Here is a 16538-nt window from a genome sequence, read left to right on the forward strand (position 1 = left end):
GCCGGTTACGGCAGGGAAACCGGATCGAACCTCCCAGGTTGATCCGCTGAAATGATTGGGGCCTTAGCTCAGCTGGGAGAGCGCCTGCATGGCATGCAGGAGGTCAGCGGTTCGATCCCGCTAGGCTCCACCATTTCACCAGATACCCTTTATTCCCGAAAATCTGATCGGCCACAAACAGGCCGCGGCATCCTTCATGCAGGGCCATCTTGCGCCTGCGCGTCGGGGCCGTGCTAGAGTAGCTCTCCATGCATCCCAGCGAAGGGCGAACCAGGTTTCCATGAAGTTCAGTCGATCGGACCTTGCCGATTTCGCCTATTTCCTCGCCATCGCGCGCAATCGCAGTTTCCGGCGGGCCAGCCTTGAACTCGGCATCAGCGCCTCGGCCCTGAGCCATGCGCTGAAGGGGCTGGAAGAGCGCCACGGCGTGCGCCTGCTCAACCGCACCAACCGCAGTGTTACGCTGACAGCGGCGGGAGAGGCGTTCCGCGACGCGATCGCCGAGCATTTCGACGCGATCGATCACGCTGCGGAAGTGCTCAACCGTTTTCGCGATGCGCCGGCCGGACGCATCCGGCTTAACGTGCCGGAGGATGCGGCCGAACTGATCCTCGCCCCGGTGCTGCCCCGCTTCGTCGAACTCTATCCCGATATCGAGATCGACCTCTCGATCGACAACCGCATGATCGATGTGATCGATCAGGGGTACGACGCCGGCATTCGCTATGGCGGCACGGTGCCGGAAGACATGATCGTGCAGCGCATCTCGCCGCCGATGCGCTGGGTCGTCGCTGGTTCGCCCGCCTATTTCGAGCGTTTTGGAACGCCGCAGGTCCCGCAGGATCTCATGAATCACCGCTGCATGAAGATCAGGCTCGGCAACGACCGCATCTATCACTGGGAGTTCGAAAAGGGCGACGAGGCGGTGGCGCTCGCCGTTCCCGGTCCGCTCACCATCGGCAATTCCCGCATCGGCCTGCACATGGCGCTCAGCGGCGCCGCGCTCATCTACGCCGCCGAACCTTCTATTGCGGGTGCCATCGCGGAAGGCAGGCTGGCGATCGCGCTGGACGAATGGGGCTCCATGGGGGAGGCTTTCCATGTCTACTATTCGAGCCGCAGGCAGGTGCCCTCCGGCCTGCGCCTGCTGGTGGACCTCATCCGCGAAATGAGGCCGCTCGGGTTCTAGACCGGGCGGGATCAGGGGTAGGGTTCGCAGCCGGTCCCGTCATGGTCGCTGTCCAGGTGCTGCCCGAAGCCGCGCTCACCCCGATAGAGCGGTGCCAGCCCCCTCGCTTCAACTTCGCCGCAAGTCCGGAAAACATAGCCCTCTGGCAGCGTGTCCAGCAGGGCCTGGCGGGCAGCGCTTTCGGTACGCCATCGATCAAAGGCATTAAGCGCCAGACCGGCTGTGCCGCCGATGCAGATCGCGACGAGGAAGTATCCGCCCACCGTCTGCCATACGGAACGCGACCGTCGGCGGCGTAGCGCACGGATCGAATAGGGAGCGGGCGATCGAACCATCTGCGGATCGTGGCCGAAAGAAATGGACGATCGGTAAAAAGACCGGCTGGCCCGTTTCATCGGTTGTTTCGCTGGTGAGGGCGCGGCGCTCCGACTGGCTGCAAGGGACGATCACGATGAGTTTCGTTCATCGCTTTGTTCGATTGCCTGCGGGCTGATCCGGCGGGGGCGGACGCCTACCTGAAGGGCGCGGCGACGGTCTGCCGCGCATACTCTCTCAGTTTCAAGGACAAATTCCGATGACGAAGGCATTTGGTGCCGTCACCGAACACACTCCGCTCGTGGCGCTCGATATCGAACGCCGTGAGCCGGGGGCACACGATGTCGCAATCGATATCGCATATTGCGGCGTCTGCCATTCCGACCTGCACCAAGCGCGTGGCGAATGGGCGGGCACGCTCTACCCTTGCGTGCCGGGGCACGAAATCGTCGGCCGCGTCAGTGCGGTAGGCAGCGAAGTGACGGCCTTCAAGGTTGGCGATACCGTTGGCGTGGGCTGCATGGTCGATAGCTGCCAGCATTGCAGCGCCTGCGACGAAGGCCTTGAGCAATATTGCGACGATGGCTTCATCGGCACGTACAACGGTGCAACCGCCGATGCCCCCGGCCATACCCAGGGCGGCTATTCGCAGGCCATCGTCGTCAACGACAAGTTCGTCCTCAAGGTCAGCCACCCGGCGGAACAGCTTGCCGCCGTGGCGCCGCTGCTCTGCGCGGGGATCACCACATGGTCGCCGCTGCGCCACTGGAAAGTCGGCCCGGGCCAGAAAGTGGGCGTGGTCGGCATCGGCGGTCTGGGACATATGGGCGTCAAGCTTGCCCATGCACTTGGCGCGCATGTCGTGGCTTTCACCACTTCGGACAGCAAGCGCGAAGCCGCGCTGGCGCTCGGCGCGGACGAGGTGGTGGTCTCGCGTAATCCCGACGAGATGAACGCCCATGCGAACAGCTTCGACTTCATCCTCAACACCGTTGCCGCCAGCCACGATCTCGATGCCTTCACCGCGCTGCTCAAGCGCGACGGTACGATGACGCTGGTGGGCGTACCCGAGCATCCCCACCCGTCACCGAACGTGGGCGCCCTGATCTTCCGCCGCCGGACCATCGCCGGCTCGCTGATCGGCGGCATCGCCGAGACGCAGGAGATGCTCGATTTCTGCGCCGAGAAGGGCATCGTTGCCGATATCGAACTGATCGACATCCACGATATCAACGAAGCCTTCGATCGCATGCAGCGAAGCGACGTGAAGTACCGCTTCGTGATCGACAACGCGACGCTGAACGCCTGATCCGGTATCCGGGCTGGCAGGGCTCCTTCGCTCTGCCCGCCCGGAGCTTCTCAGTTGCTGGACGTTTTCAGGAAGCCCTGCCTTTCGAGACTGGAAATGGAATCCCGCGCAACCGGGGCGAATTCGCCGTTGGTCAGCCGGATTACGCGGTTTCGTCCGTCCGATTCCACCGAGGCGATGCCCTCGCGGGCAACCCACCAGCTTCGATGGACCTGCTGGCCGGGGCATTCGTCCATTTCCGCGATGGCATCGCGAAGGCGCATCAGGAGCAGTTCGCTCGACCCGGCCCCGTGGACGCGAACGTAGTGGTCCTCGCTTTGAAGCGCCAGGATCGGTCCCGCGAAAGCCTTGCTGAGCCGGCGTTGCAGCCGGGGCATGCCGCTGTCGTCCAGCGGTTCGCCCAGGGCTTCGTCGCGTTCAGGCGCCGCGGCGCGAACGGGGGTATCGTCCGCGAAGCTTGCGATCCGGTCGCGGTGAGGTTGGTGTCCGTCGCTCAACTGGGCGTCGATCCGCTTGGCCCACCAGACCACGACGAGGATCGCGACCGCACTGAGCAGTGCGAGAGGGAGAATTCCCGTAAAGCCGCCCAGTGCATGGAAGAACACGCCCCCGCCCCAGACCCAGACGAGCGTGAGCGGGAAACTGGACAGCAGAACGCCCCAGAACAGCAGCGCATTTCGCGGCAGCGAGGTGGCATTGGCGATGGCGATCAGCAGCCAGATCGTGGGGCGCACCAGCACATAGGCGCCCATGAGGTGCGTGAACCAGTTCCAGGCCCGCGCCGGAAACTCGGCATCGAGATATGTGCCGAATGGGCCGAGAAAGCCCACGATCCCGGCGAGGATGACCATCGCCCAAAGCTCCAGCAGGCCCCGACGCACCCAACTCATGTCATCGCCTCCCGATCCGCGCTGCGCAGGCTGGCAGATGTCCGTAATTTCGCGGTGTTAGGCAAGGGGCTGAGGCGAAGTTGCCGATGAGGTAACGCAGCGGCGGTTGCGACTTGCGCGGCGCGTGTGAAAGTCCGACCGAGACGGCCTGCCGATTGAAACCCGCTTTTTTCCGATGCGCCTGATAGCGGACGCAGGGCCGAGGGCGCATTAACAACCGCTGCGCGTCCCTGTCGGTCGCTTGACGTGGGGGACACCTGGACGAATTCCGCGAGGGATCGATATCCACGTATCCGGGGCGTTCAGCCGGGCAATCCATCCATCGTGACAACCTTTTCCAGATCGACATCCCAGTCTGCACGGCTGGCGCAACAGATGTGTGCGGTCGGTCGAATTTCGACGGGGCCATCGAGGCAGCCGGCGGGAACCTTGAGCAGTGCGCCATCCATCTGGACATCGGGGAGCGCTGACCCGCACTCAACGCAGAAGCTGCGTTGGTGCCGGGTGCCGGGCAGCCGAAAAATTTTCACTTCAGCCTCTCCGGCCACCCAATGGAGCGATGCGTCAGTCGCGAAGAGATTGGCGCCATGGGCCGTGCCGCTTCCCTTCCGGCACCGCGAGCAATGGCAGAGGAAGAAGCTGTCGAAGCTGCCGTTGATGTCGAAGCGAACTGTTCCGCAAAGACAGGAGCCGGAAATGTTGGACTGGTTCGAGGACGCCGAGCACATGAGCATTTAGTTAGTGCGCATGTCGAACCTGGTCCAGCGATATGGTCGCAGTGTTTTCCATCACCGGGTGAAAGCCGGAGCGGGACAATCGCCTATCGGCTCAAACGTGGTCACGGCCCTTCGAGCTGACGCACCTGCTCGTTGACGACGGCCTGACCGCGCCGGATTCACGCGCTCTAGCTGACCTTGAGGCCCAGTTCGCGCAGAAGCAGGCCTGCCTGATCGGCCGAAATCGTCGCGCCGCGAAAGGGGGCGGCGTCCACGAGGCGCAGGCCGCCGAGGTCGGCGCCGCGCAAGTCGGCGCCGTCGAACCGGGCGCCGTCGAGGCCGGCTTCGCGCAAGCTGCATGCTTCGAAGGTCGCCTGCCGGAAATCGCACTTCCGCAAGTCCGCCGTCGAGAAATCCACGCGCTTCAGAACCGTCTTGCGGAAAGAGTGGCCGAGCAGCTTGGCATCGATCAGCAAGGTTTCCTCGAACCGGATCTCCACGCCTTTCGTATCGGAAAAGTCGGCGCCGGTCAGCTTGCATCCGGTGAAGGCGGCCGAATGCAGGGTGGCTTTCCTGAAAGCGCCGTTGTTGAAATCGCTGGCAGTGAAGGCCGCGCCGGTGAGGTCGGCGGCGATGAAGTTCACGAAAGCGCCCCGGCAGGATTTCCAGGCCGTATCTTCCAGCATCGCGCCCCCGAAATCGGCCTTGCGGAAGTTGCAGCGTTCGAATTGCCAGCCCGAAAGGTCGAGGCCGGACAGGTCGGCTTCCTCCAGATCGCATTCGGCCAGCGTGCGCGGCGTGCCGCACAGGTTGCGGATGTCCCCGCGCGTGAGGGTCCGGCCGGTCAGGGCAGCGGCGGAAAACAGATCGTCCATCCCGGCTTGCTAGCCTGCGAAAGGCCGACATGCCAGCGCCGAGGCCAAGGCAGCGATGGTGCGGGCAAATGCATTCGTGCCAAGCAATGAAATGCTTAAAGGACTTGTGCTGGCGGCGCCGGGTCTATTTATATGATTAAAGATATAATGGGAGAGCGCAACCAGATGCAAGTCAAGCAGCAGGAGACCCGCAGTTCTCTGGGGCGGAACCTCACTTACGGCCTGCTCGATCGACTGGGTTCGCAGATCATCGGCGGTGTATATGCCGAAAAGCCGTTTCCGACGGAAGCCGAACTTTCCGTGCAGAACGGCGTCAGCCGCTCGGTCACGCGCGAAGCGGTGAAGATGCTGACGGCCAAGGGGCTGGTCAGTGCCCGGCCCCGACAAGGCACGGTGATCCAGCCTTCCAGCGAATGGAACCTGTTCGATACCGATGTGCTGCGCTGGATGCTGGAAAAACGGTTTTCGATCGATCTCCTCAAGCAGTTCAGCCAGTTGCGCGTCGCGATCGAGCCTGCCGCCGCCGCGCTGGCGGCCAGGGAGGCGGACGAGGCAGGGCTGGGATCGATCGCTGCCGGCTTCGCCCGGATGCAGGCTGCCGAAGAAGGACGGGACGATGTGCTGGAGGCTGATGTCGCCTTCCACGTCGCGATCCTGAGCGCATCGGGCAATCCGTTCTTCGGGCAGTTCCGCGACGTGGTGTCCACCGCCCTGAAGACCTCGATCCGCTACACCAACCGGATCGTCGGGCGCAGCGCCGATCTTGAGTCTCACGAGCGGGTGAAGAACGCCATCCTGTCTCGCGATCCCGAGGCTGCTCACGATGCGATGAAGCTCATCATCGTCGATGCCCTGGATGCGATCGAGCATAACGAAGGCGAGAGCTGAAGGCCAAAGGGCGGCGGGGAAGGGCGGAAAACGATCTGCCGCAAACGATTGACCGCCGTAACCATATATATCATACAAATGGAAAGAAGACGGGAGGGCCTGAACCGGCAAGGACTGCGATCCGCAAGGATCGTCGGCCCTCCCAGCTACGCAGCTGCCGTGAGAGCCCAGACCGATGATGGACGACCAGACGATTTCCACCGACCGCCGCACTGCCATGGCGCTGGGCCTTGCGGGCCTCGGCACGGCGAGCCTTCCCGGCATCGCCCTGGCCGAAACGACGACGCAGGGGCGGGCAGAGGATTCCCCGCGCCGTTCGGTGCTGCTGGCGGAAGGGTGGCGCTTCCATCTCGGCCATGCCGCGGACATGGCGAAGGATTTCGATTTCGGCCTGAACCAGCGCACGTATGCCAAGCCCGGCCGCGACGTTTCGCCCGCCACGCTGGCCGATTTCGATGACAGCGGCTGGAGCGCAATCCGCGTTCCTCACGACTGGGCGGTGGACCTGCCCTTTGCCGCGCCCGCCGCGCCTGCGGAGAAGGACAAGGAAGACGCTGTCGCCGCGCACGGTTTCAAGGCGATCGGGCGCGCATTCCCGCAGAACAGCGTCGGCTGGTATCGCTGCCGCCTGCCGGTGGGCGCGGCTGACAAGGGACGCGCGGTCTGGCTGGAATTCGATGGCGTGTTCCGCAATTGCAAGGTCTTCGTGAACGGCTTCGAGGCGGGCGGCAGCGCCAGCGGCTATGCTCCGTTCCGCGTCGATATCGCCGATTTCCTCGATTACGAAGGCGGCGCCAACCAGGTTGCGGTGCGCGTCGATGCCTCGCTGGGCGAGGGCTGGTTCTATGAGGGGGCGGGGATTTACCGTCACGTCACGCTGGTCAGCGCGGCTGCCTGCCACGTTCCCCAGTGGGGCACATGCGTCCGCGCGGAAGTGGACGGCGAAGGGGCCGCTGTCACCATCCTCACCACCCTGGCGAACGACGCCGAAAGCCCGGCGAAAGTGACCGTGCGCCACGCGGTCCATGATGCGGAAGGGCGGCAGGTTGCCATGGCGGCCGATCACCTTGCCGAGCCGGCCGCGCTCGGCAAGGTGGAGTTCGAGCAGACCGCACGCATCCGGGCGCCCCGGCTCTGGTCTCCGGCAAGTCCCTATCTCTACCGGCTCACCACCGAAGTCCTGCGCGATGGCGTGGTGGTGGACAGGACCGAGACCGCGTTCGGCGTGCGCACCGTGACCTTCGACGCGGTTCGCGGGTTCACCATCAACGGGCAGAACGTGAAGCTGCTCGGAGTCTGCAACCATCAGGACCACGCCGGCGTCGGCGCCGCGATCCCCGATGCGCTGCACGAATGGCGCGTTGACCGCACGCTGGAAATGGGCGCCAATTCCTGGCGCAGCGCACACAATCCCTCCGCGCAGGTCCTGCTCGACATCTGCGACCGCAAGGGCATGATGATGATCGCGGAAACGCGGCTCAACACCACCAACCCCGAGGCGATGGACGAGCTGGAGCGGATGATCCTCTCCTCGCGCAATCACCCTTCGATCATCCTCTGGTCGGTTGGCAACGAGGAAGGCCATCAGGGTTCGGAGCGCGGCCGCCGCATCTCGGCCGAACTGGTAGCGCGCTGCAAGGCGCTGGATCCCACCCGCCTCACCACCCAGGCCATGGACCAGGGCTGGGACGGCGGCGCTGCCGAGGCGGTGGATGTCGTCGGCTTCAATTACCGCACCGACAAGATCGCCGCCTGGCACGAACGGCACCCCGACAAGCCGGTGATCGGCACCGAGACCGGCAGCACGGTCTCCACGCGCGGCGCGTACGAGAACGACGAGGCCCGGCACATCGTCAAGGCCTATGACACCGAGCACCCCTGGTGGGCATCGACCGCCGAGGAATGGTGGACGATCGTGGCGAACGCGCCCTACATTGCCGGCGGCTTCATCTGGACCGGGTTCGACTATCGCGGCGAGCCCACGCCCTATCCGGCGTTTCCCAGCGTTGCCAGCTACTTCGGCGCGATGGACAGCTGCGGTTTCGCCAAGGACAACTACTTCTACTACCGCGCGTGGTGGCGGCCGGACCAGCCGCTGGTCCATCTCCTGCCGCACTGGAACTGGGCGGGCCGCGAGGGGCAGCCGATCCCGGTGTGGGCGCACGGCAACTGCGCGGAGATCGAACTGCTGCTCAACGGCAAGTCGCTGGGGCGCAAGCCGATGCCGCGCAACGGCCACCTCGAATGGCAGGTGCCCTATGCGCCCGGCAAGCTGGAGGCGCGCGGGTACAACGGCGGCAAGGTCGTCGCCCGTGACCAGCGGGTGACGGCATCGGCCCCGGCGAAGCTCAAGCTCACTGCCGAGCGCGTCCGTCTCGCCGCAGGCGGCGCCGATCTTTCGGTGCTGCGGGTCGAAGTGCTCGACAAGGCCGGAAATCCGGTGCTCACGGCGGACAATGCGCTGCGCTTCAGCGTCAGCGGCCCGGCGCGGATCATCGGGCTGGGCAACGGCAATCCCACCTCGCTGGAGGCCGACAAGGGCGACAGCCGCAATGCGTTCAACGGCCTTGCGCAGGCCATCGTGCAGGGCAGCGGTTCCAGCGGCTCGGCCCGCGTCACCGTGTCCGGCGAGGGGCTTTCGCCCGCCGCCATCGATCTCTTTTTCCACTGACCGGCCGCAGGAGAATACCGGTGAAGAACGTCATTCGCGCCGCGCTTGCGGCCTCCACGCTGCTGGCTGCGACTTCGGCTCATGCCGAGACCAAGCTCTATCTCGGCGCCGACCTGTCCTTTGCCAACGAGATGGAGGACTGCGGCGCGGTGTTCCGCCAGAACGGCAAGCCCGTCGATCCTTTCGTGCTTCTGAAGGCAAAGGGCGGAAACCTGATGCGCGTGCGGATCTGGAACGATCCGCAGTGGACGAAGTATTCGAACTACGAGGACGTGCTCAAGACCATCCGCCGCGCCCATGCCGCCGGGCTGGAGGTACTGCTGGACTTCCATTACTCCGACGACTGGGCCGATGGCGACAAGCAGATCGTGCCGGCCGCCTGGGCCAAGATGGACACCCAGCAGCAGGTGCGCGCGCTGCATGACTACACGCGCGAGGTGCTTTCGAAGCTGAACGCGGCGGGGGAACTGCCCGAACTGGTGCAGGTCGGCAACGAGACCAACCCCGAAGTCATGGGCGGCACCAAGGACAAGCCGATCGACTGGAAGCGCAATGCCAACCTGCTCAACGCCGGCGTCGCGGCCGTGCGCGAGGTTTCGAAGGAGACGGGCAAGCCGATCCGGGTCATGCTGCACATCGCCCAGCCCGAAAACGTCCTGCCCTGGTTCGACGATGCGACGGCGGCGGGCGTGCTCGACTATGACATCATCGGCGTGAGCTATTACTCCAAGTGGTCGAAATACAACCTCTCGGGCCTGGCCAAGGTCATCGACACCGCGCACAAGCGCTACGGTGCGGATGTCATGGTGGTGGAGACGGCCTATCCCTTCACCGAGGATAGCGCCGATGCCTCTACCAACCTGCTCGGCACGGATTCGCTGATTCCCGGCTATCCGGCAACGCCGAAGGGGCAGTTGAAGTATCTTGAGGACCTGACGCAGACCGTGGTCGATGCGGGCGGGAACGGCGTGGTCTACTGGGCGCCGGACTGGGTTTCCACGCAGTGCAAGACGCGCTGGGGCACCGGATCGAACTGGGAAAACGCCGCCTGGTTCAACTTGCGGAAGCACGAAGTGGTGCCGGGCATGGACTTCCTCTCGAAGACTTACGTGAAGGCCTCGAAATAACGCAAAACGGGAAGGGCGGCCCCCTGGGGGGCAACCCTTCCCGTCCTTTTGCCTTCCCGTCTCGGTGGCGGGTTGGAAGCTCTTAGAAACGCATGCCTACGCCGACGACTGCCGCGTCACGGCCGCCGAAGTTCGCTTCGTATTCGGTGCGCTGGTATTCGGCCGAAATGTAGGTCTTCGGCGTCACCGCATATTCCAGGCCGCCGCCGTAGCGCACGCCCTCAAGCGAATAGTTGCCGCCGGCCACCGGCTCGAAGCGGGTGCTGGTGTAGCCGACCTTGCCGAAGGCCAGGACCTTGGGGGCGACCACATAGCCCGCGCGGAGCGAGGCGGTGATGTCGCGGCTCACGTCGGTCGTGGCGCTGTCGGTGGTGGAGTCGCCGAAGGAGACTTCCGGGCCCACGGTGATGCGCGGCGCGACGGCAACGTCGTAGCCGGCGTTCACGCCGTAGGAGAAGCCTTCATCGCCCTGAATCTTGTCGAAGCCCATGGTGACGCCGGCGCGGGGGCCGGTGAACGCTTCGGTGTCCTGCGCCATGGCGGGAACCGAAAACGAAGCGGCAAGAGCGGCCGAAAGTGCAATGTACTTCATGGTAATCCTCATAATAGTCCTGCGACACAAAGGTCGTCTTATCTCCAAGGCAAAGTTATTGTTCTGAGATGAGCGCAGATATTCGCGATCATCGTTCAGGAATTAATATTTCTGAAAAATTTCGTATATATTTCTCAGGAAATATATCATCTTGAACAATGCCTTGGGACGAGTTCCCTATGTCGTTCCAAGACTGTACTCAAAGTTAATGGGCCGTATGGGCACCATTCACAAATGTGACAGGTTGGATAAGGTGCCGGTGCAAAGCGCGCTTTTCCGGGCTTCCGGCGGGTTGCAGAGGATGCATTTTCCCGCGCCGGCTTGTGCGGGATACCCTGAAAAAATTGTATTTTCTTCCGCGCCGCGCGCGAATCGCTGGCGGCGATGGCGCTGGCGGGCGGCGTTTCGCGCCGCGGGCGCGCACAAAAAAGGGGCGCCGGGAGGAGATGGCGCCCCTTTTCGTGTTTCCTGCCCTCATGGAGGGCCGGAATGACGGCCCCGCTTGCGCACGGGGCCGGTTGGGAGATCAATATTTGAAGGTCACGTCCATCAGGTAGCTGCGGCCGTACTTCTCGTAACGGGCGATCTGGTCGGGATCGTTGTTCCAGTAGAAGCGGGCGACCTGGTTGGTCAGGTTGTTGGCCTGGAGGCGCACCGAGAAGTTCTTGGTCACGGCGTAGGACACGCTGGCGCCCAGCGTCGTCTCGGATTCGAGGCGGGTGAGCTGCGAGGCGTCCCAGCCGTAGATCACGGTGAACGGGCTGTGATGCTTGAGCGCCACGCGGGCATCGATGCCATGGTCGGAATACCACAGGTCGATTTCGCCGGTGAACTTGGTGAGGCCCACGCCCGGGAACGGATTGCTGACCGGGGCCAGTTCCTTCACGTTGGAATCCACGAAGCTGGCGTTCGCGTAGAGGCCGAACTTGTCGAGTCCGGGGATGAAGTAGAACGGCGTCTGCAAGGTCGCCTCGACACCGGCGATGTAGCCGCCCTTGCCGTTGCGCGGCGAGGTGATCTGGTAGGTGTCGCCGCCGATCGTTTCCTGCGTCTGCGTGTAGCCGACGTTGCTGCTGACGTCCTTGTAATAGCCCGCCACCGCGACGAGCGCGTCCTTGTGGAAGTACCATTCCAGCGAGAGGTCGCCCTGGGTCGCCATGAACGGCTTGAGGTGCGGGTTGCCGCCCGATCCGGTGTTGGTCGGCGGGTAGTTGCTCAGCGCCATGCTGGCGCGCAGCTCGTCGAGCGGCGGGCGGGACAGGACGCGGGCGGCGCCGGCGCGCAGCTTCAGGCTGTCGGTCAGCTCGAAGTTGAGGTTGAGGCTGGGCAGGACGCGGAAGTACTTGTCGTTCTCGCGCACGGGATCGAACACGGTGACGTTCTGCTGGAGATCGTTGTCCCAGTAGGTCCGGCCCGAGAAGGCGTTCGAATGGGTCGAGACGTTGACGAAGCGGACGCCGAGGTTGCCGGTGAAGCCGTTGCCCGCGAAGTCCGACATCACGTAGCCTTCGAAGTTATCCTCCTTGACCCGCCAGTACTTCGACTTGTCGCGCTCGGGCGTGCCGATTGCGAGGTATTCGGCCGCGAGCGTTTCGTAATTGCCCCAGACCAGGTTGGGCACGTTGAAGGTGCCCACCGAGAATTCGGTCAGGTACGAAGGATCGATCGTCAGGTTGCCGAGCGTCTTCGTGTTCACCGTGGCGGTATAGGCGTCGTAGCTCTTCACGCGGTTGGAGTAGCGAAGACCCCCGCCGAAGCCGGTGAAGAAGCCGTCGTGGATGTGGCGATAGACGTCCACCTGCGCGGCGCCGAGGTCGTCCTTGAGGCGCTGCGGGCCGTCGTACTGGCCGGCGTAGTAGCTCGGGATGACCTGGTTGTTGACGTCACCCGGGTTGGAACTGACGGAGACGCTGGGCACCGAGCCGCGCCCGGTCGAGAAGGTCGTGCTCGCCGGATAGAGTTCGGTGGCGATCGCGCCCCACGAATTGTCGCGGCGCGCGCGCGAGTAGGAGCCGTCGAACTTGGCCGTCCAGTCGCCGTCGTCGTACTTGGCGTTGAAGCCGGTCACGAACAGGTCCTTGTCCTCCTGGTAACGGGCAAGGACATTGGTGACGGAGGAATAGTTGTTCAGCGTGGCGCCGGTGATCGTGTTGCCCGACAGCGTGTAGCTGCCGTCCTGGTAGATATCGCCGGGGGCGCCGATCTCGCCGCCCCAGTCGCCCCAGCCGTTCTGGCGGCCGTACCACTGCTGCGACTGGTGCTCGTCGATCTTCACCTTCGAGTAGAGGACATCGAGGTTGATGTCCCAGTTCGCGGTGGGCTGCCACTGGATCGCGCCGGTGGTGGACCAGCGGGTTTCCTTGAGCGCCTTGATCTCGGTCTGCGCGCCCCAGGGTGCGTTGACCGGCTGGCCGTTCAGCGTGGGGGCGTCTTCGCCATTGATGTCGTAAGTGTTGTAGCCCCAGCCCTGGAACGAGTTGTAGCCGTTCTTCTGGCGCTGGAAGGTGCCGCCGACGACGACGGCGAGATTGTCGGTGATCTTGCCGACATACTGCGCGCTGCCGCGCGAACCCCAGCCGGAATAGCCGGGAATGTCCTTGCCGCTGTCATTGTAGAGCGCGCCGGCGCGCGCCGTGAGCGCGGGGCCCTGGTAGTCCAGCGGGCGCACGGTACGGATGTCGATCGTGGCCGCGACGCCGCCCGAGATGATGTCGGCCGACTGCGACTTGTAGACGGTCACGCCCGAGACGATTTCCGAGGGATAGATTTCCCAGCGGACATTGCGATCCGGCTCGGACGAGGCGACTTCGCGGCCGTTGATGAGGCCGAGCACGAGGCGCGGGCCAAGGCCGCGCACGGCCGCCTGGCTGGCGTTGCCGCGATCGCGCGTGGCGGTGACGCCGGGCAGGCGCTGCAGCGAATCGGCGATGGTGACGTCCGGCAGCGCGCCGATGTCCTTGGAACTGATCGTCTCGGTAACGACCGAGGCCGCGCGCTTGGCGTTCAGCGCATCGCGCAGCGAGGCGCGCAGGCCGGTGACGACGATTTCCTCGTCCGTCGTATTGCCTTCGGTCCCGGCCGTCTGGGCGACGGCGGGCGTGGCAACGAGTGCGATGGCGAGAAAGCTGGCACCGCCCATGCGGCGCCGGATTGCGGATTTCATAATTCCCCTCCCAGCTTCGGTTCTTATTTATCGGATAAATAATTTGTCAGACAAATAGAGTCAAGCGTCATTCGCGCATTCGGGCAGGGGGTTTCAACCGAAATCGCCGCCCGTTTATCCGCCTGATGGGCATCCATGCAGCGCGGCTTCGAACACGGGCTGCCGTCTGTACCGTCGATGGCTCTAGAACCGTTCGCGGCAGGCCATCGGGACGATATCTCCCCGATGTGGACCGGCGAGCCAAAGGAGCAGGCAGGCATGGTGATGGACAGGCGCAAGTTCACGCTCGGCGCGGCGGCGTTCGGCATGGGAGCGCTGGCATCGGGCCTGCCCGCCGTCGCCTCCGCCCGCGCGGCGCCGGCGAAGGGCGCTGGCAAGGGCGCCGCGCGTTCGGGAGAGCCGGACGTGCTGGTGCTGGGCGCAGGCATTTCCGGGCTTCAGGCGGCCTGGCTGCTGGAGGAGCAGGGGCTCAAGGTCACCGTGATCGAGGGGCGCAGCCGCGTGGGCGGGCGGATCATGACCCTGCTGGACCAGCCCGGCTATCCCGAAATGGGCTTCAATTCGATGGGCGAAGGCTATGGCCGCGGCCTCGATATCGCCCAGCGTGCGGGTGTGGAGATGCAGGAAGTGGGCGCGCGCTACCGCATCGGTCCGCCCAGCCTGCTCTATATCGGCGACCAGCCGCTCACCCGCGAGGAATGGGCGAAGTTTCCGGGCAACCCCTTCCCCGATGCGTTGAAATCGGTGCTGCCGGCAGAGCTGGTGCCGATGCTGGTCGCCCAGAAGACGCGGCTGGAGGACTGGAATTCGTGGCACGACCCGGTCAATGCGAAGCTCGATATCTCGCTGCACGATTTCCTGCGCCAGCAGGGGCTGTCCGACCAGGCGATCCACCTCTCCTACGATATCGCGCCCTATTACGGCATGAACGCCTATGACGTTTCCGCCCTGCTCAGCGAGTACAACGACGGCTTCGTGAAGGCGCAGATCGCGGCGGGGCCCAAATCCTTCGCGGTGAAGGGCGGCAACCTGCTCATGCCGATGGCGCTGGCGAAGCAGATGAAGGGCGACGTCCTGCTTGGCCGCGAGATCGTGGCGATCACGCAGGACGGCGGCCGCGCCACGGTACACTGCGCTGACGGTGCGACCTTCTCCGCCCCCAGGGTGATCTGCTCGCTGCCGTTCTCCGCCCTGCGCAACGTGCGGATCGAGCCCGGCCTTTCGGGCGTGCAGGCGCAGGCGGTGGCGCAGCTTGGATATCAGCCGATCTCGATGGTCTTCGTCACGGCCGAGGCCCCGTTCTGGGAACAGGACGGCCTCTCGCCCGGCATGTGGACGGACGGCGTGCTCGGCAACGTCATCCCGCAGCGCTACGGCGACGATCCGCAGCAGATCACCGGCTTCATCGTCCAGGCCCGCGCCAACCTTGCGAACTACTGGGACCGGATGGGGGCCGAGGCGGTAAAGGCCATGGTCGTCGCCCGGATCGAGGCCCTGCGTCCGGCGGCGAAAGGCAAGCTGGCCGCGCATTCCTACTTCAGCTGGTCGCAGGAAAAGTTCAACCTCGGAGACTTCTCGTACATCGCGCCCGGGCAGGTCGCCTGGATGGACGAGATCGCCAAACCCGCGGGCAGCCTGTTCTTCTGCGGCGAGCATACCGCCACGGGTGCGCGCGGCCTCGAAGGCGCTCTGGAATCGTCCGAGCGCGTCGCTCTTGAAGTCCTCGGCATGTGAATGCCATGAAGTGCCGCCCCCGCGCCCGCTGACAGGCCAAGCCGCTGTTCGCAAGGCGGAGAGTTGCGGTGCGGGGGTGGGGAAGGGTGCCCGGAATATGGTTCGGGTCCAACAACACGTCGCAAGCGAGAATTGTCCCATGGAATACGATTACGTTCCCCTTCCGCAGCGCCAGCCCCTCAAGTGGCCGAACGGCGCGCGGGTTGCCCTGATCCTGACGTTCAATCTCGAAACCTGGGACCTCACCAAGGATACCGACAAGCCCTATTACGCGGGCGGCCCGGCCATCCTGCCTGACGTGCTGCCGGGCAACACGCCCGATTTCCCGAACTTCACCTGGCGCGAATATGGCCAGCGCGTGGGCATCTGGCGCCTGTTCGACCTGTTCGACGAACTGGGCGTTCCGGCCAGCTGCACCACCAATGCCGTGACTTTCGAACGCCGCAAGGCGATGACCGACGCGGTGCTCGAACGCGGCTGGGAACTGCTGACCCACAACTGGGAACAGGGCGAACTGCTGACCAACTTCGCACACCAGCCGGAAAAGGAGCGCGACATCGTCCTGCGCAGCCTTGAGCAGTTCGAGAAGTACACCGGCCGCAAGTCCAAGGGCTGGCTCTCCTCCAGCCTGCGCGGCACGATGCAGACCGCCGATATCCTCGCCGAGCAGGGCTGCACCTTCTACTGCGACATCATGAACGATGATCAGCCGTTCCTGCTGCGCACGCCCAACGGCCAGATTGTTTCGGTGCCATATTCCAATGAAATCAACGATTTCACTTTCATTACTCGAAAGAACTTCACCACCGACCAGTTCCGCGATGCGCTGATCGAGGAACTTGATGTGCTTTATGAAGAAGGCGGCAAGACCGGCCGGATCATGAACGTCGGCCTGCATCCGCACGTCTCCGGCCGTGCCCATCGCGTGCGCGCGCTGCGGGAGTTCATCGAACACGCCAAGTCGCTCCCCGGTGTCTGGTGGGCCACCCGCGAAGAGATCGCCGAATGGTATCTCCAGAACCATGAGAGCCACATTCCCGGTCAGTTGACCGGCGGATCGGCGGCCTGA

General features: G+C 64.3%; 13 protein-coding genes and 1 tRNA gene. 8 read left to right on the top strand and 6 right to left on the bottom strand.

Going from position 1 to position 16538, the window contains the following annotated elements:
* The first annotated feature begins 57 nt into the window (after positions 1–57).
* Both ACLIMP_RS19405 and ACLIMP_RS19410 read left to right on the top strand, forming a co-directional pair.
* A tRNA-Ala gene (locus ACLIMP_RS19405) sits at positions 58–133 on the top strand.
* A gap of 147 nt (positions 134–280) precedes the next feature.
* Positions 281–1189 (top strand): LysR family transcriptional regulator, encoded by a 909-nt coding sequence (locus ACLIMP_RS19410; protein ID WP_324699549.1) that lies wholly within the window; start codon positions 281–283, stop codon positions 1187–1189.
* A gap of 11 nt (positions 1190–1200) precedes the next feature.
* Here the strand turns inward: ACLIMP_RS19410 and ACLIMP_RS19415 are convergent, their stop codons facing one another.
* The gene (locus tag ACLIMP_RS19415; protein WP_324699550.1) at positions 1201–1524 is read right to left on the bottom strand and encodes an excalibur calcium-binding domain-containing protein; all 324 of its coding nucleotides are present in this window, start codon (positions 1522–1524) and stop codon (positions 1201–1203) included.
* Between the two features lie 239 nt (positions 1525–1763).
* Between ACLIMP_RS19415 and ACLIMP_RS19420 the strand changes: the two genes are divergently transcribed.
* Positions 1764–2813, top strand: coding sequence for an NAD(P)-dependent alcohol dehydrogenase (locus tag ACLIMP_RS19420; protein ID WP_443478837.1), 1050 nt, complete (start codon positions 1764–1766; stop codon positions 2811–2813).
* A gap of 50 nt (positions 2814–2863) precedes the next feature.
* Here the strand turns inward: ACLIMP_RS19420 and ACLIMP_RS19425 are convergent, their stop codons facing one another.
* The 3 genes from ACLIMP_RS19425 to ACLIMP_RS19435 all read right to left on the bottom strand — a co-directional run bounded on the left by ACLIMP_RS19425 (position 2864) and on the right by ACLIMP_RS19435 (position 5294).
* Positions 2864–3703 carry a LytTR family DNA-binding domain-containing protein gene (locus ACLIMP_RS19425; protein WP_054441868.1) on the bottom strand — a complete coding sequence of 280 codons (840 nt, stop codon included), beginning with the start codon at positions 3701–3703 and terminating at the stop codon, positions 2864–2866.
* Positions 3704–4005: 302 nt separating this feature from the next.
* Positions 4006–4437, bottom strand: a complete 432-nt coding sequence (locus tag ACLIMP_RS19430; RefSeq protein WP_324699552.1) for a GFA family protein — start codon at positions 4435–4437, stop codon at positions 4006–4008.
* A gap of 170 nt (positions 4438–4607) precedes the next feature.
* A complete protein-coding gene (locus ACLIMP_RS19435; RefSeq protein ID WP_324699553.1) occupies positions 4608–5294 on the bottom strand; it encodes a pentapeptide repeat-containing protein in 687 nt (228 codons plus the stop codon).
* Positions 5295–5459: 165 nt separating this feature from the next.
* Here ACLIMP_RS19435 and ACLIMP_RS19440 point away from each other — a divergent pair, with 165 nt between their 5' ends.
* The 3 genes from ACLIMP_RS19440 to ACLIMP_RS19450 all read left to right on the top strand — a co-directional run bounded on the left by ACLIMP_RS19440 (position 5460) and on the right by ACLIMP_RS19450 (position 9980).
* Entirely contained in the window at positions 5460–6182 is a 723-nt protein-coding gene (locus ACLIMP_RS19440) for a FadR/GntR family transcriptional regulator (protein ID WP_054441977.1), read from the top strand.
* A 175-nt stretch (positions 6183–6357) separates the two neighbouring features.
* Positions 6358–8853: a beta-galactosidase GalA gene (gene galA, locus ACLIMP_RS19445; protein ID WP_443478838.1), complete on the top strand. Its 2496-nt coding sequence runs from the start codon at positions 6358–6360 to the stop codon at positions 8851–8853.
* Between the two features lie 20 nt (positions 8854–8873).
* On the top strand, positions 8874–9980 hold the full coding sequence (locus ACLIMP_RS19450) for a glycoside hydrolase family 53 protein (protein ID WP_443478839.1): 1107 nt from the start codon (positions 8874–8876) through the stop codon (positions 9978–9980).
* 82 nt (positions 9981–10062) lie between these two features.
* On the opposite strand, the gene ACLIMP_RS19455 is transcribed toward ACLIMP_RS19450, so the two are convergent.
* Both ACLIMP_RS19455 and ACLIMP_RS19460 read right to left on the bottom strand, forming a co-directional pair.
* Positions 10063–10572, bottom strand: a complete 510-nt coding sequence (locus tag ACLIMP_RS19455) for a porin family protein (protein WP_054441870.1) — start codon at positions 10570–10572, stop codon at positions 10063–10065.
* A 526-nt stretch (positions 10573–11098) separates the two neighbouring features.
* Entirely contained in the window at positions 11099–13735 is a 2637-nt protein-coding gene (locus ACLIMP_RS19460; protein WP_221937301.1) for a TonB-dependent receptor, read from the bottom strand.
* A gap of 177 nt (positions 13736–13912) precedes the next feature.
* Between ACLIMP_RS19460 and ACLIMP_RS19465 the strand changes: the two genes are divergently transcribed.
* Positions 13913–15469: a flavin monoamine oxidase family protein gene (locus tag ACLIMP_RS19465; RefSeq protein ID WP_292635854.1), complete on the top strand. Its 1557-nt coding sequence runs from the start codon at positions 13913–13915 to the stop codon at positions 15467–15469.
* Between the two features lie 139 nt (positions 15470–15608).
* Positions 15609–16538, top strand: coding sequence for a polysaccharide deacetylase family protein (locus tag ACLIMP_RS19470; protein ID WP_324699555.1), 930 nt, complete (start codon positions 15609–15611; stop codon positions 16536–16538).

The sequence above is a fragment of the Novosphingobium aeonii genome, from assembly GCF_052279045.1.
GTDB lineage: Bacteria > Pseudomonadota > Alphaproteobacteria > Sphingomonadales > Sphingomonadaceae > Novosphingobium.